A 19,086-nucleotide genomic window follows, 5' to 3' on the forward strand; every position below is an offset into this window, starting at 1 on the left:
GGGATCACCTCCAGGGCGGCTGGTAACCGGTGAGCAGGGCGCGGCCCTTCTGCCGCCACCTCGGCTCCTTGTCGACGGTGTCGAGAGTGATCTTTCGCAGCCGGCGGATGGCCTTCCCGTACAGGCTGCTGGCCCCCGAGGAGACCCGCGCGCCGGGCGGCTCGTCCATGAACGGCATGAACTTGTCCGGGAAGCCGGGCATCGTGCAGGCGATGCAGATGCCGCCGACGTTCGGGCAGCCGCCGACGCCGTTGATCCAGCCGCGCTTGGGCACGTTGCACTTCACGACCGGGCCCCAGCAGCCGATCTTGACCAGGCACTTCGGCGAGCCGTACTCGGTGGTGAACTGGCCCTGCTCGTAGTACCCGGCGCGGTCACAGCCCTCGTGGACGGTCTGGCCGAACAGCCAGGTCGGGCGCAACATTTCGTCGAGCGGGATCATCGGGGCCTGCCCGGCGACCTGGTACAGCAGGTACGTGATGGTCTCCGCCAGGTTGTCGGGGTGGACCGGGCAGCCCGGGACGTTCACGATCGGCAGGCCGGCCTTCGACTTCCAGTCCCAGCCGAGGTAGTCGGCCACGCCCATCGCGCCGGTCGGATTGCCGGCCATGGCGTGGATGCCGCCGTACGTCGCGCAGGTGCCGGCGGCGAGGACGGCCGTCGCCTTCGGCGTCAGCCGGTCCAGCCACTCGCTGGTGGTCATGGGCTGGCCGGTCTCGGGGTTGTTGCCGAAGCCGCACCAGTAGCCGTCCAGCTTGATCGACTCATTCGGGATGGACCCCTCGACGACCAGGACGAACGGCTCGAGCTCGCCGCGCTCGGCCTTGAAGAACCACTCGATGAACGTGTCGGCCCCCTGCATCGGGCCGCACTCGAAGTCGATCAGTGGCCAGTGCACGGCGACCTTGGGCAGCCCCGGCAGCGCGCCGAGCACGATGTCCTCGATGCTGGGCTGCGTCGCGGCGGTCAGGGCGACCGAGTCGCCGTCGCAGCTCAGCCCCGCGTTGATCCACAGGATGTGGACGACCGGTTCCTCCGTCGCCTCGGGTTCGGCCGTCGGTGGTGCGGTCGGCGCCGTCATGTCGTCGCCTCCTGGACTGAGAGCGCCCCGAGGGCGTGCTGCGTCAGCTCCCACAGGACGTGGTAGACGGTCGTCTGCGCCTCCTGGATGCGGTGCACGGACGACGACGGGATCACGAACAGGTAGTCGAGGGACTCCAGCTCGGCCAGCCTGCCTCCCTGGTAACCGGCCAGCGCGATCGTCAGCATGCCGCGCCGGGCCGCCTCCTCGACCGCCCGGATGACGTTCGGTGACCCGCCGCTCGTCGACAGGCCCAGCGCGATGTCGCCCGTACCGCCCAGCGCGGCGAGCTGGCGGGCGAACACCACCTCGAAGCTCACGTCGTTGGACAGCGCGGTCAGCACCGCCACGTCATTGGTCAGGCACAGCGCGGGCAGGGCCCGCCCGCACGGCGGATACGAGAACGCCTCGGCGACCTCCTGGGCGTCGGTGCTGCTGCCCCCGTTGCCGAACGTGAACAGCCGGCCGCCCATGGCGAACCGCTTGGCCATCGCCTCGGCGCACTCGGCGAGCAGCACCCCCGACCGCTCGGCGACCTCCCGCCGCAGGGCGACGATCTCGTTCGCCTTCTCCGCGGTCGACCGGCCGACCTCGGCCAGGACGTTCTCTATCTCGGACTCTCCCGAGTACAGGAAGGGGTACAGCTCCTGCATCCCCTCCGGTGGCTCACTCCCGGTCATGGACCCTCCTTCGTCGGAGGAGTGACCAGAGGGGCTGTGCTCGTTGATTCCCTCGCTTCGCTCGGTCATGGACCCTCCCCCCTGCGACTCCGCCGGCGTCCGCGCGTGTCACCACCGCGATGGCCTCTTTCGCGTGGACCAGGATCGTGTCGCCGACGGCCGCGTCGACCAGCGCGACGCTGACCTCCTCACGCGCGCCGCCGCCGACGTCCGCGACCGCGAGGCCGCCCTCGAGCAACCGCACCACCGTGACGGGCACGGCCTCGTCGGAGCAGGTGACGCACACCTCCTCCGAGCACGGGCCGCGCTCGGTCACCCGATCACCTCCGGGCCGAGCAGGCCGGGCTGCTCGAAGAACACGTGAACGAGCTCCCACAGGATGTGGTATGTCGTCACGTGGATCTCCTTGACGACCGCCGGGTCGTCGCTCTGCGCGGTCAGCAGGTGGTCGACCGCCGGGCTGCCGGCCAGCATGCCGCCGTCCCCGCCGGTCAGCGCGACGGTGAGCAGCCCCAGCTCGTGGCCTGTCTCCAGGCCACGAAGGACGTCCACGCACTGACCGGTCGCGGAGATCCCCAGGGCGATGTCCACCGGCGCGCCCCACTGGCGGACCTGGTGGGCGAAGACCTGACAGAACCCCTCGTGGCTGGCCACCCCCGTGATGGCCGCCGCGTCGTTGCTGACCGCGAGGGCGGGCAGCGCCCGCTTGCCCACGATCACGGGGTGCATGAACTCCACGGCGACGTGCGCCGCGTCCGTGCCCGCCCCGCCGTTGCCGAACGCGATGAGCTTGCCGCCTCGATGAAAGCGGACCGCCATGTCCTGGCAGGCGAGGGCCACCCGGTCGGAGTCCTCGGCGAGCATCCGGCCGGCCGTCTCACGCCTCGCGAACGCCTGACTGACCCGTTCCATGGGTGGTGTCACAGTCATGTGCACGCTCCATTTCGGATCTGTGTCGTCACGCTATGTCCATGTCGTTCTGGGGCAACACCCTGTGACGCACAACCAGGGGTAAAGCCTCGGCGCGCCGAGTAAGTTCTCGGCGACGACCATCGCGGAAATGTTTCAGGGGCCTCACGTCGCGGGCAACGAGCGACGCGGGGCCCCACCTGCTCCGTATCAGCCTCGACGGGCGATGAGCGGGCGCATGGTGTCGGCGTCGCCGACGGCGCCGGTGACCCATGTCCCGCCACCGGGGACGGCGGCCGCTCCGAAGAGTGACGCGGTGCCCGTGGCCGGTGCCACGTCGGCGGTCCAGCGCTGGCCGGTCCACCGCAGCACGGACATCGCGTACTCCGAGACGCCGGGAGAGAAGGTGTCCCCGACGGCTGTCAGCCGTCGGCGGTCGGCCGAGATGTCGGCCACCTCGCCGGGCACGTCCGGGGTGGGCGTGGTGGCCCATACGCGGCCGTTCCGGTGCATGAGGAGCGGCTTGCGGATGGCGTCTCCGCTGAACGTGGACTTAGTCCAGCCGCCCACCCATACGTCACCGGCGCCGAGGACTCGAACGGTCTCGACCCGTTTGGTCCATTGGTCGGTGGCGGGTTCGGGCAGCCGTTTCCAGGAGCTCCCGTCCCAGTGAAGAAGCAGGAGCTGCTCGGGGTGCCGGCCATTGTCGCCAGCGGTGCCCACGACCCACACTTCGTTCGATCCACGTGCGTCCACCGCGCTGAGCCGGAACTGATCACCGAGGTCGGGCAGTTGGACGTTGCGCCACTGGCGGCCGTCCCAGTGCTGGACGATGCCGTGTTCGACCTCGGTCTGGTTGTCGTTGCCAGGCGGAGACCACCTTCGTCGTGGCGGGAGGCGATGCGGCCGATGCGGCGGGCACCGCACCGACCAGGGCCGCCAACGTGCCGGCGACCGTGGCCCATCGGTTCATACGTGCCTTCATTCCGCCGTCACCGCTCGCCTGCGCGGTCGACGACCTTGACGGTGACCCGGGTGAGCGATTTCGTGACGGCCCCCACGGGGAGACCCTTCCACTTGGGGTCCACACCGTTGGTCTTCGAGATCGGCGCATTGTGGCCGTTGTTGACGGTTCGCTGCCCGACCATCTGGTAGGTGGCCGGGTCGAGGAGGAACTGTTCGCCGTAGCCGTGTGTCACCGCGATGGCGGGACGGCCGGCACCGTCCTTGACCTTCTCCACTGTGACGCCCGGGATCGTGGCGATGACGCGATACAGGGCGGCCTGGGTCTTGGGTGGAATGCCGACCGGGGTGCTCCAGATCCACTGCGCCGCGTTTCCGAAGGCCTCCCCGTCACGCGTCGGGTAGCGCCAGTCGCTGCGGTTCTCCCTGTCGACATCCTTGTAGATCTTCCTGCGCAGCGCGGTGGGGTCCGTCGGAAGCGACGCGAGCGCCCGGTACTTCTTCTGGCCGTACCGCGAAACGGGGACCCTCGAGGAGAAGTAGACGAGTTTTCCGTTCTGCAGTTCGGCGGTCTTCGCACCGTCGAACCTTGCCCAGTCCTCCCTGGTCACATGGCGCGTGCCGGCCTCGGTGCCGATCCCGTACTCCAGCGTCTTCTCGTACAGCCACTGGTTCATGCGGGGGATCGGCTGCGGGCGGGTCTCCGCGGCCTGGGCGGCCTTGCCGAGCACCTCCGACGCGCTCGCCAGGCGCACCGTCGGCGCCTGCGTCGTTGTGGTGCCGCCCGAACCGAGGGTCAGGACCCCGGCGGTGACCGCGGCGGCGGTCACCGCGGCGACCGCCGCTCCGTTGCGGGCGCGGTGCCGCAACCGCATCCGGCGACCACGCCGTACGCCCCCGTCGACCAGGGCGCTCACCTCCGGCTCGATGCCTCCCGCCGCTCGGTGCATCGCCTGGCTCAGCCGTCGCTCCTCGACATCCATCACTTGTTCTCCCCTTGGTCCTTCGAGTGGATCGTTCCTGCGATACGCCGGTGCCATGGCCCCGTCACCGGATGAGCACGTCGAGTTCGTCGCCGAGCGCTTCGCGGAGCCTGCCAAGGGCCCGCATGCTTCGGTTTCGTACGGCACCGGAACTCAGCCGGAGAAGGGCCGCGACCTCCTCGACGCTCTGGTCCTCCCAGTAGCGGAGCACCAGCACGGCGCGGTCCTGCGCGGAAAGCCGCGCGAGCCCGTTCAACAGCGTCAGGCGAAGTGCCTGATCGGAGTCGGCTGCAGCGGTGTCCGGCAGCCGTTCTCTCGGCGTCTCCCCGTTGCTGCGTTTTCGGGTGTGAGAGAGGTAGGTCCGCAGGAGTACCTTGCGGGCATAGGCCGCCGGGTTCTCGGCGCGTTGCACGCGCCGCCATGACGCGTAGAGCTTGCCCAGCGTCGTCTGCACCAGGTCCTCGGCCAGATGCCAGTCGTCGCACAGCAGGCAGGCGGTACGAAAGAGCGAGGCACTGCGGGCGGCGGCGAACTCCTGGAAACCATTCGGATCTTTGGCCATCGGGCCTTCCTCGGCGTCGTCCGTTCGTCTTCTACTCTCCAGACGCCGCGACGCCGCAGGCGCGTCACACCCACACCGCCGCCGGACAAGAAACGATCCCCTCGGCTCCGGTGAGGAAGCCGAGGGGATCGTGAGATCGATCGTGGACGGATGGTCGCCGCCGCCCGCGAGTCAAAGATCCAGGTGACGACGGAGGGCTGTGTCGAGCAGCCTGAGCGTGGGCAGAGGGACAGTGCCGACGTGTTGTCGCAGTCGGTCCGGGGCGATCGAGCGCACCTGCTCGGCCTGGGCCTTCGAGTCGGTCCTTAGCCCACAGTCCGATGCGGAAAGAAGGACCTGGAACGGGTAGATGCGTGCAACGTTGGACGTCACCGGCACGACGGTGATCACCCCACGGCCGGTGCGTTCTGCGGCTCGATTGGCGGCGTCGTTGCTGACGATCACCGCGGGTCGGAGCTTGTTCGCCTCGGATCCCTGCGCCGGTTCGAGATCGACGAGGTAGACGTCACCTCGACGCATCGGCTATGCCGTCTGCGGAGGCCCGGTCCCACAACTCGGTTTCGCTGCAGTAGTCCGGCTCCTGCCACGCAGCCGCATAAGCGTCTTCAAGGGCCGACGACCGAAGCAGCCCGATGGCCTCGTGGAGCACAGCGGATCTGGACTTCGCCCCGGTCTGTGCGGCGTACTCGTCGATGAACGCGACATCGTCGTCCGGGATGCTCACACCTACCTTCATGCTTCACATCGTACCTATATTCATACTTCACTTCCAAAGGTGGGTGGGAACTTCGAGTGCTCCTACTGGAACGCCGTCGTGGTGAGGGCGGACTCGGGGGCGAGGGTGAAGTCGGGGTCGATCTGGGTGGCGAGGTCCTGGCCGGTGGCGGAGTTCGCCCAGGCGCGGGCGTTCTTGAGGTGGAACTCGATCGCCTGGCGGGTGAACTTCGGCCAGTCCTTCGGGCGGGCGTCGACCGCCGCCCGGATGGTGGCGAGCGCGGCCCGGTCGTGGTCCTCCAGGTCGCCGAGGTGGAACGGGCGGCCCTGCTCCATCGCGCGTACGGCGCCGGACTGGCCGACGCAGCACAGCAGGTCCGCGCCGACGTGGTCGCGCAGGAACGCGACGTCGTCGGGACCGTGCACCTTGTTGCCGATGACCTTCAGCGCCACGTCGTAGTCGGCGGCGTACTCGGTCCACTGGCGGTAGACCGCGACCCCCTTCCTGGTCGGCTCGGCGACCAGGAAGGTCAGGTCGAAGCGCGTGAACATCCCGGAGGCGAACGACTCCGCCCCCGCCGTGCAGTCGACGACGACATACTCGCCGGGCCCGTCGACCAGGTGGTTGAGGTACAGCTCGACCGCCCCGGTCTTGGAGTGGTAGCAGGAGACGCCCAGGTCCTCCTCGGTGAAGGGCCCGGTCGCCATCAGCGTCGCGCCGGCGGCCTCGACCGAGAGCCGGGAGTGGATCGGGTCGTCGCCGCCGATCCGGAGGAGCCGCGACCCGCGGCCCGGCGGCGTGGTCTTCACCATCGCCGCCGCCGAGGAGATCCGCGGGTTGGTCCCCCGGAGGTGGTCCTTGATCTCGGGCAGGTGCGCGCCCATAGCCGGGATCGCGGCGGCGGCCTGCTCGGACAGGCCCAGCGCGACGCCGAGGTGCTGGTTGATGTCGGCGTCGACCGCCACGACCGGTGCCCCCTCCGCCGCCAGGTGACGGACGAACAGGGACGACAAGGTCGTCTTGCCGCTGCCTCCCTTGCCGACGAACGCGACCTTCATGTGTTCCTCCCGGTGCAGCCGGTCTATCGCCTCTGGTGTCGCCCGGCGTCGCCACGCGAGTACGGGGCGCGACCGGGTCGTGTGCTGCCGATCGTAGCGGAAACGAAAATCATTTTCGCTGCCGATCCGGATACTCGGCGCGACCGGCGACGCTCAGGCGTGGCAGACCGTGCTGGCCGCGGGCGCCTGGCCGGCGATCAGGTAGTCGACCTCGTGCGTGCGGGCGCAGGAGGAGTTGTAGAGCGCGGTGTGCCCGTCCCCGTCGTAGGTCAGCAGCCGGCTGCCGTCGATCTGCCGGGCCAGCGAGCGGGCCCAGACGTACGGGGTCGCCGGGTCGTACGTGTTGCCGACCACGAGGATCGTCGGCGCTCCGGTGATCCGCTCGGGCCGGGGCGGGTTCGCCGCCCGTACCGGCCAGCCGCTGCATCCGGTCGTCATGTCCCACATCTCCGAGTACCGCCACATGTGCGGTGCCGCCTTACGGACGGCCGCCAGCCGGGCCCGCAGGTCGGCGAAGCCCCGCAGCTCCGGCGGGAAGTCCTGGCATCCGACGGCGCGGTACGCCGTGTAGCCCGGGTCGACGCCGGGCACCGCCTGCCCCAGCGTGGTGGGATCCGAGGGCGTCTTCTCCGCGTCGGCCAGGGCCTGGGCGAGTTGCGGCCACAGGAAGGTCAGGGTGAGGTACGTGTAGGCGCCACCGGTCACCTCGGCGGCGGTGAGCGGACGTCCGAGGTTCCGGTCGACGATCTCGCCCTTGTCCGCCCGCGCCGTCAGGGCGTCGAAGTCGGCGACGATGTCACGGCCGCGCAGCGGGCAGTCGGCCTGTCCCTGGCACCACTGCGCGAACCGGCGGAACTCCGTCTCCATCGCCGCCGACTCGTCCACGGCGTCGCGGGCGACCGAGCGCGTGTGGTCGACGGCGCCGTCCAGCACCATCGCCCGTACCCGCCCCGGGAAGAGCCGGGCGTACGCCGCCCCGAGCTCCGTCCCGTACGAGACGCCGAGCCAGGAGATCCTGGACTCACCGAGCGCGGCGCGGATGGCGTCCACGTCCCGGGCGGCGCTGGTCGTGTCGACGTGTCCGAGCAGGGAGCCGGTCGCCTTGCGGCACTCCAGGCCGTGGCTGCGGCTGCTCGCCGTCAGCCGCCGGTACTCCGCCGGGGTGGTGGGAAGGGTGGGGGCCGCCGGGTCGTACACCGGCGTCGAGCAGCGGACGGGCGTGCTGTCGCCGACTCCGCGCGGGTCGAAGCCCACCAGGTCGAACCGCTCGCGCAGCGGCTTGAGGTCCGGCGTGCCGAGCAGCATCCCGCCCTGCGCGACCACCGCGGTACCCGAGCCGCCCGGGCCGCCGGGGTTGAGCAGCAGCGAGCCGATCCGGCGCGCCGGGTCGGTGGCCGGCAGGCGGTTCAGCGCCAGCGTGATCCGCCGCCCGCCCGGCCGGGACCAGTTCAGCGGAACGGTGATCGTCGCGCATTCGAGCTGTCGCGGGGTGTTCTCCGTATGGCAGTCGTGCCAGGTCGGTTTGGGGTCGGGGCGGATCGCGGCCGTGGCGGGGACGGACCCCGAGGTCAGCGTGGCCGCCGCGGCCAGGGCCACGGTGACGGACGAACGCTTCATCGAAACTCCACTACACGGGGGATCGAGGGCGGCAATGATCATTCCGAAATCCCGGGTCGGCGGGCGTCGGCCGCCGGGGGGACCTCGCGGCGCCCGCTCGTAATACCTTCGGCCGACGTGTCCACCACCTCGGGGCGACCGGCCGGGGGTCGAAGTCCTCCGCTCGTGAGACCCGCTTTGACCACGGCTTTTCTGCTTGTTAGGCGAATTCGGAATTTTCTCGCCCGTCGCGCTGTTGATGATTGCCGAGAGTTGGGCGGCTTCCGCGGAGTTGCCGGGCGGTGACATGCCGATGTCCCGCCGTACGGCACGTTTGCGCACTCGCGAAACGGGCATGGTGCTTCATTAACGCGCCACGCCGTGCATGGTATCCGTCACCCTCTTGGAAACGATCAGTAATCGCGCGATGCTGTGATGGTCACGGGTGCCCCACGGTGTTCCGGACTGGAGGTCCCATGGACGTTGCCCTGGACATGTTCGCGATGGAGTGCGAGGACTACACCCTCGCCATGCCGCGTGGTGAGGTCGATGCCTTCACCGGGCGTACGTTCCGGGGGCGTCTGCTGGAGCTCGTCGCGGCGGCCGACCGGCCGCTGCTGGTCGACATGAGCGGGGTGCCGTTCTTCTCCGCGGCCGGGCTGAACGCCGTGGTCGCGGCCGAGAAGCTCTCCCGCGAGCGGGGTGTCCCGGTCGCGTACTTCGACCTCGTGCCCTGCGTCGAGCGTCCGTTCCGCATCACGGGCGTGGACAAGGTCGCGCTGATCTGCCCGACCCTGCAGGACGCCATCTGGTGCGTCCTCCCGCTGAGCGACGCCGAGATCGCGAGCTGGGAGCTCTCCTAGGCCCTGCACTCGTCACTTCGGACGGCCCGGCCGCACGGTCGGGCCGCCGACATCTCGGGTCTCTCCTTTCGACGACGCTCACCACCGGGGGTGCTCGGTGTGCGATACGACCAGTTCGGCGGGCTCGGACGAGATCGGCTCGGCGGCGATCGCCTTCGCGTGGCTCGCACTGCGCCGCATCAACTGGGCGTCCTCCTTGAGGGTCTCGACCGTCCGGTGCGGCGGTGACACGCGCCGCATCCGCTGGCGGCCCAGGGCGGCCATGACGGCGCCCGCCACGGCCCAGATACCCGTGATGATCAGTGCCGCCCAGGCGATGTCCACCACGTGGGCGAGAGCGAAGATCGCCGTCAGTGATCCGATCACCATCACCATGTAACCCGCGAAGCCCGCCCCGCCGAAGAGCCCGGCGGCCTTCCCGGCCTTCATCGCCTCCTGGCGGATCTCCGCCTTCGCCAGGGCGACCTCCTGCCGCATCAGCTTCTGCAGGTCGGCGGTCGTGTCGCTGACGAGCCGCCCCAGCGAGGTGTTCCCGGACACGGCCGTTCGCCGAGTGCCGGGGCCGTGCAAAGAGGTCGTCATGTCAGCTCACCTCCGTTCGGTTCGCTGCCGCTCGACTCGGCGCCTCCTCGTGGAGGTTCGCCAGGTCCGTCCTGTGAAGCGATCCCATACCCGTTCCGGGCCGTTCGACCCCTCACGACCTGCTATTCCGCCACGACGCGGAAGCTCTTCACCTCGCCGTCGGCGACGTCCGGCACGACCATTCCGGCGGCCACTCCCGTGCGCAGGTAGTCGACGACGGCCTCGTCCAGACGCTCGCCGGGCAGGGCGGCCGGGATGCCCGGCGGGTACGGCGTCATCATCTCGGCGGCGATCCGGCCGACGGCCTGGTCGGCCGGGACCTGCTCGACGCGGCCGAAGAACGCGTCGCGGGGGAGGAGAGTGGAACGGCAGGTGTGCGCCCCACGCCTCGTCGACGATCAGCGGCCGGCCGTGCCGGTGGCACACCTCCGTGACGGCCCGCAGGTCGGCCGACGTCCCGTACGGGGTGGGGCTGGTGACGAGCGCGCCGCGCGCGTCCGGGTGCTCGGCGAAGCGCCGGGCGAAGCCCTCCGCCGACGGCGGGTGGGCCACTGCGCGGGGCCGAAAACACGTGATCGCTCCAGGTGAGGCGGGTGTCCCGGAGGGGACCCTGCTGCCGGGTCCCCTCCGGATCACTCACCGGGGAGCGGGTGCGCTCTCCTACGAGTTCGTCCACTCCGCGACCGCGTACACCTCGTACGAGGACACCTCACCGGGTCGGTGGAACCGGTCGGGCATGTCCTGGACGCGCAGCGCGCGGGGCTTTCCGTCGTCGCCCGGCGGGAGTCTCCGGCTGCCGTGCGGCGGCGTCGCCACGACGTCACGCATGGTCAGGAGGGTTCCGGTGCCGGGGTCGATGATCCACTGACGCCGGTAGGTGCCGAGCTGCTTGGGCGCGGTGTAGATGCCGAGGGGGACCGTCGTCTCCAGCGGCAGGGAGATCACCGTTCCGGTACGGCCCAGGGGGTCGGTCGCCGTGCCGCCCGCCCGGACGCCGGGCAGCGCGGCGAGCATCCGGAACGCCGCCGCCCGTACCTTCGGCGGGGCAGGGGCGTCGGCCAGCAGGACGCCGGCCACGTCGCTCAGCGCGCGGACGCGCTCCTCGCCCCGCAGCGCCCCCAGCGGCTCCTTCCCGGCCGTCGAAGAGTACGCGTGCCAGCGGTCGCGCAGGGCGAGCAGCGTCTTCTCCAGCGCCTTCGGCTCGGTCGGCAGCTTGGCGATCTGCGCGGGCGTCATGCCGTAGAACTGCGCGACCTCGCCACCCTTCATCGGTCGCGGACGCGGCGCCCCCACGGGGGACTTCGCGTCCAGGAACAGCGTCCCCACCACGCCTGGGTCGCCGCTCGGAACGTCGACCTTCATCGGGGATCCCGCTCGCTGCCACTTCGCCTTGTCCTGGGCGGTCCAGGGGCGGGCGGGCAGGTCGGCGAAGTTCCTGGACTCCCTGCCGTCGCGTCCGACCCAGCTGTCGTACTGCTGCCGCGAATCGACCTTGTAGTGGTCCGCCCTGGCCGTGCCGACATCGTAGATCGTTCCGTCGATGCGCCTGGTGTGCCAGTACGCGCCGTTCGGCGTCGCCTTCTCCGCACTGGTCGCGGCGGCCAGCAGGACGTTCCCGTCGCCGCCCGTCCGGATCGGAACCGACCGGCCGGGCGGACGCGGGTCCGAGTGGCCGGACAGGACGGCCATGGATCCCGCGGCCACCGCTCCGGCCGCGACCACGCCCATCAGCGGCAGGGTGAGCCGACGCGGGGTACGCGAGCGAGGCGCGCGCGCGGGGGCGGAGCGCCAGTTGGTGCGCAGGGCGAGCCGGTCGGGGTTCTCCTCCCGGGCCAGCGCCGTCCGCATCTGCCGCAGAGCGTCGATCTCATCCATCGTTCTTCTCCTCCGGGAGGGCCTTGCGCAGCTTCTTCCGAGCTCGGTGGATCTTGGCCTTGACGGTGCCGATGGGCAGGTCCAGCGTCGCCGCGATCTCGGCGTACGACAGTTCGCCCCAGGCGAGCAGCAAGAGGGCGTTACGGTCCTGGGCGCTGAGCGCGGCGAGGGCCTTCGCCAGGTGCGGGCCGAGCGCCGCGGCCGCCATGCGGTCGTCGGCCGACTCGGTCACGCCGTCCTCGGCGGGGTCCACCCCGGTCCGGGCGAACGCCCGGTACATGCGGGTCTCCTGCCGATGGTGCCGGGAGATGAGCTTGCTGGCGATGCCCCACAGCCACGCGCTGAACTCCGAGCGCCCGTCGAATATCTCCCGGCGCCGGAACGCGACGGCGAACGTCTCCGACACGACGTCGTCGGCCAGGGTGGGCCCGAGGCGCCGTTTGACGTAGGTGTGGAGTCGTGGCGCGTGGCGGCGGAACAGTTCGCCGAACGACTCGGGGTCCTCCAGGGAGGCCGCGACGAGTGCCGGATCGTCGGGTTCCTCTCGCGGCAGGCTCACCGCTCTGATCGTGGCCATGGGCCGCTATGTCCCTTCATGCGTCACTCTCCGTTCCTGCTGACACCCCCTCTCTCCCGAAGACCGGGGCCGGGTTGCGTTCGGACGCGCCGAATCATGATCTTCGTCATCGCGACCGGATCGTCATCTCTTCGCCCTGCCGGTGCCGTATCGCTCGGGTACGGTGCGCGGCATGGTCGATGCGTTCGATGTGCGTGCGGAGCTGGCCGGTGTCGAGGATCGCGCCGGTGCGTGGCGGTTCATCCAGGGGTTCGCGGCGGCGTGGGCGACACCGCTCACGGACGCGGACGGCTGGGACGACGCCGCCCTGGACGCCGTCGAGGCCCGGCTCGGGATCACGCTGCCCGTCGCGGTGCGCGAGGCGTACGCGCTGTTCGGCCGGCGCACGGACCTGACCGCCAACCAGGATGAGCTGCTCGAGCCGAAGCAGCTCCACGTCATCGACGGCCTGCTGGTCTTCCGTGACGAGAACCAGGGCGCCGCGCGCTGGGGCGTCCGGCTCGACGGCCCGGATCCCGCCGTGTGCGTCCGGCCCGATCTGGAGGACGAGGACGCCGAGCACTGGGAACCGTGGCTCGACTCGTTCTCCCTCGCCTGCGTCGAGCTCGTGCTGTCGGAGGCGCTGCACGCCGCCGAGGAGCTCGCCGACTACCGCGAGGCCGACGAGGACGACCTCGAGGCGCTCGAGCGCTACGCCCGCCTTCCCCTCCCGGAGTACCCGTCGGGGCAACTGCCCGGCACGCGCTGGTTCGCGGGCCTGGACGTGCTCGTACGGGAGGACGAGCGGTCCTGGATCACGATCCGCGCCCGTTCGGAGGAGGCCCTCGTCAACGCCTGCGAGGACTTCGGCGACGGCTGGCTCGCCTGAGACGCCCACGCCCCCGACCGGACCGGCCGGGGGCGCATGTGCGGTGGCGTCAGGCCGGGGCGGCCTCCGCGCGGGCCGTCTTCGGGAGCAGGAACCCGAGTCCGAACGCCAGCACGATCAGCCCGATGGTGACCAGCGCGGTGGTCTTCGCGGCGTCGAGCGAGTCCCGCCGGTGGGTGTCCAGACCGGCCGTCGTGAGGGCCTTGACGACCGCGGGTGACGCGGGCCCGGCGGCGCGGCAGCTCGCCGGGACGACGTCCGGGTCCTTCTCGGCCTCCCGGTCCTGGACGCACGCCCGGACCCCGGCGACGATCCCGGCCTGGGCCGGAGCGGGCACGCCGGCGCGGGTCAGCTCGACGCGGAGCCGCGGGGCGGCCGTCGCGTCGAAGTTGTGGTGCGCCTGCGCGCCGAGGAGCCCGAAGAACACCGTGCCGATCACCGCGACGCCGAGCGACATGCCGAGCTGCTGGATCGCCTGCAGGGTGCTGGACGCCGAGCCGACCTCGTGGTCGGCGACCTCGCCGAGGATGATGTCGAACATCGGCACGAAGATCATGCCCATCCCGGCCCCGCCGATCAGCAGCGGGACGACGAAGTCGAGGCTGGTGAGGCCGGGCCCGGCGTACTCGAAGACGGCGTAGAGGACGGCGAGCCCCGCGCCCATGCCGGTCAGTCCGATGTGCAGGAGCCGGCGACCCAGCCTGACTATCAGCATGCCGCTGATCGCCGACCCGATCATCGCGCCGAACGCCCAGGGCGCCGTCGTGAGGCCGGCGCGCAGCGGGCTGTACCCGAGTCCGACCTGCATGAAGACGCCCAGCGTGAGCATCGTGCCGCCCATCGCGCCGGTGAAGGCGATCGCGAACAGCACCCCGGAGGCGTACGAGCGGCGGGCGAACACCCCGGTCTCGACCAGCGGCGTCGCTCCGGTCCGCTTGCGGCGCACCTGGTACGCGGCGAACAGCGCGAGCACCGGGACGGCGGCGACGAGGAGCACCTCGCTCCAGGCCGGCCAGCCCAGCTCACGCCCCTGGACCAGCGGGAAGATCAGCATGAAGATGCCCGACGCGGCCAGCGCGACACCGGGCAGGTCGAGCCGCGCCGAGCGCACGGCGGGCGGCGTGACCGGCAGGAACCTCGCCGCGACGGCCAGCGCGAACGCGCCGATCGGCACGTTGACCAGGAAGATCATCCGCCAGCCGGTGCCGAACAGGTCGGCGTGGATGAGCGTTCCGCCGATGACCGGGCCGAGCACCGCCGACAGACCCATGACCGGGCCGAACGCGGTCCACGCCTTCTTCATCTCCGCGGGCGGGAACAGGTCGCGGATCAGCCCGAACCCCTGCGGCAGCATCACCGCCCCGAACGCGCCCTGCAGCACCCGCGAGACGATCAGCGCGGTCGGGGAGACGGCGGTCGCGCAGGCCACCGACGCGACCGTGAAGCCCGCGACGCCGATCAGCAGCATCCGTTTGCGGCCGAACATGTCGCCGAGCCGCCCGCCGATCAGCAGCACCACGGCGAGCGCCATGGTGTATCCGGCCGCCATCCACTGCAGCGTCGCGTACGAGCCGCCGAGGCTCGTCCGGATCGCCGGCGCCGCCGTGTTGATCACCGTGCTGTCCAGCAGGTCCATCACGCTCGAGGCCAGGACGGCCGAGAAGGCGAGCCATCGCCACCGGTACGGTCCGGCGGCCTTCTCGTCGGCCGAGACGGGGGATTCGAGGATTTCGGTCAAGACCATCTCCTGAGAACGAGGTCGATGGACACGACGTTAGGGTCGATAACGGCCACTTTCTGACCTCAATGACCGGAACTCTGGAGACATGGCGAACACCAGCTCACGCACGCTCCGGCTGCTGTCCCTCCTGCAGACCCACCGGTACTGGCCCGGCCCCGAGCTCTCCGATCGCCTCGGCGTCTCCGCCCGCACGCTTCGCCGCGACATCGACCGGCTCCGTGAACTGGGCTATCCGGTCGTCGCGCACCGCGGCGTGGATGGCGGCTACCAGCTCGCGCCCGGCGCCGCGCTGCCCCCGCTCGTCGTCGACGACGAAGAGGCCGTCGCACTCGCCATCGGCCTGCGGATGGCCGCGCAGGGCGCCGTCGCCGGGATCGAGGAGTCGGCCGTACGGGCGCTGACCAAGGTCGTCCAGGTCATGCCGCCCCGCCTGCGCCGCCGCATCGACGCGCTCCGCACGGTCACCGTCCCCGCCGCCTGGGGCGCCGGCCCGACCACCGACGCCGACGCGCTGACCGCCGTCGCCCAGGCCTGCCGCGACGAGGAACGCCTGCGGTTCTCCTACCGGGCGCGGGACGGCGAGCTGACCGCCCGCCACGTCGAGCCGCACCGGCTCGTCTCCCTCGGCCGCCGCTGGTACCTCGTCGCGTACGACCTGACCCGCCACGACTGGCGCAGCTTCCGGCTCGACCGCCTGGCCGACCCGGGCAGCACCGGCGAGCGGTTCCGCCCCCGAGACCTGCCCGCCGAGGACGCCGCCGACTTCGTACGGGCGGCCATCAGCACCATGCCGGCGGCGTACGACGTGGAGGTGCTCGTGCACGCCCCGGCGGCGAAGGTGCGCGCCGTCGTCTCGCGCTGGGGCACGGTCGAGGAGCTCGACGAGGACCGTTGCCGGCTGCTGATGACCGTCGACGGGCTGGAATGGCCGACGATGCTGATCGGCGCGGTCGGCGCCGACTTCGAGATCGTCGGCCCGCCCGAACTCACCGACTTCGTCCGCGAGTGGGGCACCCGCTTCCTCCGCCTCACCGCCGCCGACGACCGCCCCGGATCTCGTACGCCATGACGACGGAGATCACGGCCGAAGGTCCTGCGCGGCCTGGTTTCGGTGGTCGACGGGCCGACTCGCTGGACAGTGACCGGGTGTGACGGCAAGGCCGCCGGAGGCTCCGAACCGACACGTGACCGAGCGGCCAGGCAGAGTCACCGCTCTAGGCGTTGTGATGCATGGACCGGTTCCATGCTGCCCGCCTGCTCTTCCACAGCCATCATGAATGAGGTCACGTCCAGGACGCCGGCCTCAAGAGAGTCAACAAGGCGATCAATGGTCCCAGTAGTCATGGGCTGTCCTTCGTTTCGTTGACCTGACAGATCAATCCTGCCCATCAGTGGCTGCTGTAGTTGATCGTGAGGATAACGACAACAGGGTGAGGGTCACCGTCAAAAGACGCTTTGTATTTGTCACAGTACTGATAGTCGATGCGGGCTGAGCTCGTGAGCTCGTAATGGATGGTTCGAGACCACCCTGGATCCTTCGGTCGGCCAGCGGCACCTTTCAGAACAGTGGTCTGGGCGATCGGGTCAGGCTGGCCGGGTCTTTGGGAAACATGATCCCAGAATTGCTGGGCCTGTTTGATCCCGACCCGCTCGGTCAGTTCCTGGTAGTGGCCGAGGAATTGACGATGCACCAGAACCCGGTATTGAGGAGCCTGATCCGGGCTGCCTCCGGGACGGCGAGCCGGCCGGTAGGGATCGTAGGCGCTAGGGGGCGTCATCTGGCGGGCTGACCTCTACGTAGTTTTCGGGGTCGTGTGCTCCGAGCAGGACGGAACGCCGCAGGGGATCCTCTAGTTGTCGAGCGGTGATGCGCCACGCGTTGACGCACTCGTCGAGCACTGCAGTGTCGCCATCTGCTTCGGCTGCGACGAGGGAGTCATGAAGTTCGTCCGCGAACTCCTGAAGATCCTCACGGCCGAACGATCGAAGCCATGCCAGATCGCCCAACTCGCTGGCGCGGGGAAGCTCGGGCCTGCGAAGCAGGCTCGCAAGTCGCATGTACGCCCCTCCCCACTTGGTGAGTGTCTCGAGGAGTCGAAGCTTGCTTTCCGGAAGCATGACGAGGCTGGTTCCATCCTTGTCGCGAAGCCTCGCCTCCCCTCTGCGGGCAGCGTCAAGGAACTCGGTCCGCTTGCTCGCAAGATCGGTCGGCTGGAAGATCAAATCGGACATGGAGCCCACCTTGCTAGCAGGATCATGGGTAGGATACTATCCGCAATCATGGTTGGCATCACACCTACCAAGTTAAATCACGCGACCGGTATTTCCAGAGGTGGCAGGTCGGTTTGGATACGGGAAAGCCCTTCGATGCGACCGAGAGTTACCTAAGGGACGTTTCGTGCCAGCCCTGGCCAAAGTGGCGCACGGTGAGCCTGGTCACCGCCCTGCGGGGGATTCTGCGCAGGGCACCGGTGTTCCGCCAGTCCACGCCTCAGGCTCGCCGTGAGGCGTTCTTGGGGGCGGCCCGTGAACTCTCCAGTCGCGGTCTGGACTCATCGTCACTCGTTCGCTACGGGATGTGCGAGGAGATCGTGGGCCCGCTGATCGTCGGTCTGGTCATCGGACAGGCGTTCGGCCACGACGTAAGTCTCGACGGAGTGAACCTCCACCAGTGGAGTTCAGCTCTTGAGCTGTCGCCACTGACGCTTAAGTCCGGTAATTTAACGTTTTCCGAGCTGCGTGGTTACCTCGAGCGCCTCGGCGGCGGGTGCCGAAGGCTCGGTCAACGAGCGTCGGGGCGTCTGGCATGTGGCCATTCGCATGGATGAGTTGGGCGTGTGATCTGCCCTTCTCCGAGCCTTTGGCCCGTCGGCGCGGTGACCACTCCCACGGCAGAGTCAACTCCGGTACGCGAACGAGTTGGCCGTTGCCGTGGCCGCGGCCGCTTGAGGTGGGTGGCTCGCCGTCAGGGGTGCGCGGTGACGACGGAGATCTCGACGCATTGACCGCCGTTGGCGCCGGAGCGGCTGGACTTTCGCCAGTCGGAGGCTTTCGAGTTCATGTTTCCTCCCGGACCTGCCGGATGAGGTCCAAGGATGCGGACACCGGCAAAGCGACGACGCGGAGCGCTTCGTAGGTCTGCTGTAGGGCTTTGACGAGGTCGGGCTTCTCGTGGAGATGACTGGTCGCCGGATCTTCACTGTAAGCGATGTCCGGCGCTTCGTCGAAGCTCAAGATTGTGAAGCTTGAGGTCAGTCCCGCGTGGGCGCCGGCGGCGTGGGGAATCACCTGGATGTTGATTCCCGGTTGCTGTGCGAGTTCGGCCAGTCTGTCGAGTTGAGCGCGTTGCGTCTCCTTATCGCCGATCTCTCGGCGGAGGACCGACTCGTCGATGATCGCCCATATGACTGGCGGCTTGTCCCTGGTCAGAATTCCCTGGCGCTCGATCCGGGCGGCGACCAGGTCGTCGATGACCTCTGGTCGGGCGGCGGGTCGTCCGGCGGTGAGCAGGGCGCGCGCGTACTCGGGGGTCTGGAAGATGCCTGGGATCACGACGACGTCCCACATGTGGATTCCGGAGGCTTCGTGCTCGGCTTCGGCGTAGCGGGCGAAGGACTCGACCGGGTGGGTCTCGTGTTTGAGGAGGCCGTGGAGGACTAGGAGGGTGCCGCCGGTTTTGAGGGCCTTGTCGCAGCGCTCGACGAAGTCGCGGCGGGGGACCTTCTGGGCGGTCTCGACGTTGCTGATCATTCCTTCCGAGTAGTTGATCAGCTTGGCGAGCTGGCCCTGGGTCATGTTGTCGGCGGCGAGTCGGTAGCGGCGTAGTTCGGAACCGAGTGCGATCAGCGTTGGACTGCGCATCTATGTCCCTTTCTGTACTGCTTTCCGGGGGGTTCACGGGCCCTCACCTCAGTGCGGGGCGAATTCACGAAGTGAAAGGCATTCCGTGCTGGGTATCCACGCCTGCACACAGCGTAGTTGTTCATGGCCAGGATGGTGGCGAATCGGCGGAATCAAATGACCGAGAGGGGCG

At 69.6% G+C, this 19,086-nt stretch carries 23 protein-coding genes and 2 pseudogenes; 4 read left to right on the plus strand and 21 right to left on the minus strand.

Annotated features, from left to right (window positions below; translation table 11 throughout):
- Positions 1–4 precede the first annotated feature (4 nt).
- The 11 genes from AB0K82_RS02105 to AB0K82_RS02155 form a co-directional block, all read right to left on the minus strand.
- Positions 5–1,081, minus strand: coding sequence for a hydrogenase expression protein HypE (locus AB0K82_RS02105; protein WP_364391632.1), 1,077 nt, complete (start codon positions 1,079–1,081; stop codon positions 5–7).
- Positions 1,078–1,761 carry an SIS domain-containing protein gene (locus tag AB0K82_RS02110; protein WP_364391634.1) on the minus strand — a complete coding sequence of 228 codons (684 nt, stop codon included), beginning with the start codon at positions 1,759–1,761 and terminating at the stop codon, positions 1,078–1,080. Before AB0K82_RS02110 ends, AB0K82_RS02105 begins: the two co-directional genes overlap by 4 nt.
- Positions 1,748–2,077, minus strand: a complete 330-nt coding sequence (locus AB0K82_RS02115; protein ID WP_364391636.1) for a HypC/HybG/HupF family hydrogenase formation chaperone — start codon at positions 2,075–2,077, stop codon at positions 1,748–1,750. The genes AB0K82_RS02110 and AB0K82_RS02115 overlap by 14 nt, the downstream gene beginning before the upstream one ends.
- The gene (locus tag AB0K82_RS02120) at positions 2,074–2,691 is read right to left on the minus strand and encodes an SIS domain-containing protein (RefSeq protein WP_364391638.1); all 618 of its coding nucleotides are present in this window, start codon (positions 2,689–2,691) and stop codon (positions 2,074–2,076) included. Before AB0K82_RS02120 ends, AB0K82_RS02115 begins: the two co-directional genes overlap by 4 nt.
- Before the next feature lie 189 nt (positions 2,692–2,880).
- Positions 2,881–3,393, minus strand: a complete 513-nt coding sequence (locus tag AB0K82_RS02125) for a hypothetical protein (RefSeq protein WP_364391640.1) — start codon at positions 3,391–3,393, stop codon at positions 2,881–2,883.
- 269 nt (positions 3,394–3,662) lie between these two features.
- Complete coding sequence (locus AB0K82_RS02130) at positions 3,663–4,616, minus strand: CU044_5270 family protein (protein ID WP_364392137.1); 954 nt, start codon at positions 4,614–4,616, stop codon at positions 3,663–3,665.
- Positions 4,617–4,680: 64 nt separating this feature from the next.
- Complete coding sequence (locus AB0K82_RS02135; RefSeq protein WP_364391642.1) at positions 4,681–5,178, minus strand: SigE family RNA polymerase sigma factor; 498 nt, start codon at positions 5,176–5,178, stop codon at positions 4,681–4,683.
- A gap of 171 nt (positions 5,179–5,349) precedes the next feature.
- Positions 5,350–5,697, minus strand: a complete 348-nt coding sequence (locus AB0K82_RS02140; RefSeq protein WP_364391645.1) for a type II toxin-antitoxin system PemK/MazF family toxin — start codon at positions 5,695–5,697, stop codon at positions 5,350–5,352.
- Complete coding sequence (locus tag AB0K82_RS02145; RefSeq protein ID WP_364391647.1) at positions 5,684–5,914, minus strand: ribbon-helix-helix domain-containing protein; 231 nt, start codon at positions 5,912–5,914, stop codon at positions 5,684–5,686. Before AB0K82_RS02145 ends, AB0K82_RS02140 begins: the two co-directional genes overlap by 14 nt.
- A 62-nt stretch (positions 5,915–5,976) precedes the next feature.
- A complete protein-coding gene (locus AB0K82_RS02150) occupies positions 5,977–6,951 on the minus strand; it encodes an ATP-binding protein (RefSeq protein ID WP_364391649.1) in 975 nt (324 codons plus the stop codon).
- A gap of 153 nt (positions 6,952–7,104) precedes the next feature.
- Positions 7,105–8,568: an alpha/beta hydrolase gene (locus AB0K82_RS02155; RefSeq protein WP_364391651.1), complete on the minus strand. Its 1,464-nt coding sequence runs from the start codon at positions 8,566–8,568 to the stop codon at positions 7,105–7,107.
- A 455-nt stretch (positions 8,569–9,023) separates the two neighbouring features.
- On the opposite strand from AB0K82_RS02155, the gene AB0K82_RS02160 reads away from it, so the two are divergent.
- Positions 9,024–9,410, plus strand: a complete 387-nt coding sequence (locus tag AB0K82_RS02160) for an STAS domain-containing protein (protein ID WP_364391653.1) — start codon at positions 9,024–9,026, stop codon at positions 9,408–9,410.
- A 78-nt stretch (positions 9,411–9,488) separates the two neighbouring features.
- Here the strand turns inward: AB0K82_RS02160 and AB0K82_RS02165 are convergent, their stop codons facing one another.
- The 5 genes and pseudogenes from AB0K82_RS02165 to AB0K82_RS02185 form a co-directional block, all read right to left on the minus strand.
- Entirely contained in the window at positions 9,489–9,992 is a 504-nt protein-coding gene (locus AB0K82_RS02165; RefSeq protein WP_364391656.1) for a phage holin family protein, read from the minus strand.
- 122 nt (positions 9,993–10,114) lie between these two features.
- Positions 10,115–10,315, minus strand: a pseudogene (locus tag AB0K82_RS02170) (ornithine decarboxylase); the annotation flags it as partial.
- 43 nt (positions 10,316–10,358) lie between these two features.
- Positions 10,359–10,628 (minus strand): annotated as a pseudogene (locus AB0K82_RS02175) (hypothetical protein); the annotation flags it as partial.
- Between the two features lie 24 nt (positions 10,629–10,652).
- The gene (locus AB0K82_RS02180; RefSeq protein ID WP_364391658.1) at positions 10,653–11,867 is read right to left on the minus strand and encodes a CU044_5270 family protein; all 1,215 of its coding nucleotides are present in this window, start codon (positions 11,865–11,867) and stop codon (positions 10,653–10,655) included.
- The gene (locus tag AB0K82_RS02185) at positions 11,860–12,426 is read right to left on the minus strand and encodes an RNA polymerase sigma factor (RefSeq protein WP_364391660.1); all 567 of its coding nucleotides are present in this window, start codon (positions 12,424–12,426) and stop codon (positions 11,860–11,862) included. The genes AB0K82_RS02180 and AB0K82_RS02185 overlap by 8 nt, the downstream gene beginning before the upstream one ends.
- 190 nt (positions 12,427–12,616) lie before the next feature.
- Here AB0K82_RS02185 and AB0K82_RS02190 point away from each other — a divergent pair, with 190 nt between their 5' ends.
- Entirely contained in the window at positions 12,617–13,312 is a 696-nt protein-coding gene (locus tag AB0K82_RS02190; RefSeq protein ID WP_364391663.1) for a hypothetical protein, read from the plus strand.
- Between the two features lie 49 nt (positions 13,313–13,361).
- Here the strand turns inward: AB0K82_RS02190 and AB0K82_RS02195 are convergent, their stop codons facing one another.
- Positions 13,362–15,050 carry a DHA2 family efflux MFS transporter permease subunit gene (locus tag AB0K82_RS02195; RefSeq protein ID WP_364391665.1) on the minus strand — a complete coding sequence of 563 codons (1,689 nt, stop codon included), beginning with the start codon at positions 15,048–15,050 and terminating at the stop codon, positions 13,362–13,364.
- An 88-nt stretch (positions 15,051–15,138) separates the two neighbouring features.
- Between AB0K82_RS02195 and AB0K82_RS02200 the strand changes: the two genes are divergently transcribed.
- Positions 15,139–16,122: a YafY family protein gene (locus tag AB0K82_RS02200; RefSeq protein ID WP_364391667.1), complete on the plus strand. Its 984-nt coding sequence runs from the start codon at positions 15,139–15,141 to the stop codon at positions 16,120–16,122.
- Between the two features lie 319 nt (positions 16,123–16,441).
- On the opposite strand, the gene AB0K82_RS02205 is transcribed toward AB0K82_RS02200, so the two are convergent.
- Together AB0K82_RS02205 and AB0K82_RS02210 are read right to left on the minus strand one after the other, a co-directional pair.
- Complete coding sequence (locus AB0K82_RS02205; protein ID WP_364391670.1) at positions 16,442–16,744, minus strand: hypothetical protein; 303 nt, start codon at positions 16,742–16,744, stop codon at positions 16,442–16,444.
- 73 nt (positions 16,745–16,817) lie between these two features.
- Entirely contained in the window at positions 16,818–17,285 is a 468-nt protein-coding gene (locus AB0K82_RS02210) for a hypothetical protein (protein WP_364391673.1), read from the minus strand.
- A 194-nt stretch (positions 17,286–17,479) separates the two neighbouring features.
- On the opposite strand from AB0K82_RS02210, the gene AB0K82_RS02215 reads away from it, so the two are divergent.
- On the plus strand, positions 17,480–17,881 hold the full coding sequence (locus AB0K82_RS02215) for a hypothetical protein (RefSeq protein WP_364391675.1): 402 nt from the start codon (positions 17,480–17,482) through the stop codon (positions 17,879–17,881).
- Between the two features lie 137 nt (positions 17,882–18,018).
- Here the strand turns inward: AB0K82_RS02215 and AB0K82_RS02220 are convergent, their stop codons facing one another.
- Positions 18,019–18,114: a DUF397 domain-containing protein gene (locus AB0K82_RS02220; RefSeq protein WP_364391677.1), complete on the minus strand. Its 96-nt coding sequence runs from the start codon at positions 18,112–18,114 to the stop codon at positions 18,019–18,021.
- Complete coding sequence (locus tag AB0K82_RS02225) at positions 18,111–18,914, minus strand: helix-turn-helix transcriptional regulator (protein WP_364391679.1); 804 nt, start codon at positions 18,912–18,914, stop codon at positions 18,111–18,113. The genes AB0K82_RS02220 and AB0K82_RS02225 overlap by 4 nt, the downstream gene beginning before the upstream one ends.
- Between the last annotated feature and the right edge of the window lie 172 nt (positions 18,915–19,086).

It is taken from the genome of Actinoallomurus sp. NPDC052274, assembly GCF_040679475.1.
GTDB lineage: Bacteria > Actinomycetota > Actinomycetes > Streptosporangiales > Streptosporangiaceae > Actinoallomurus > Actinoallomurus liliacearum.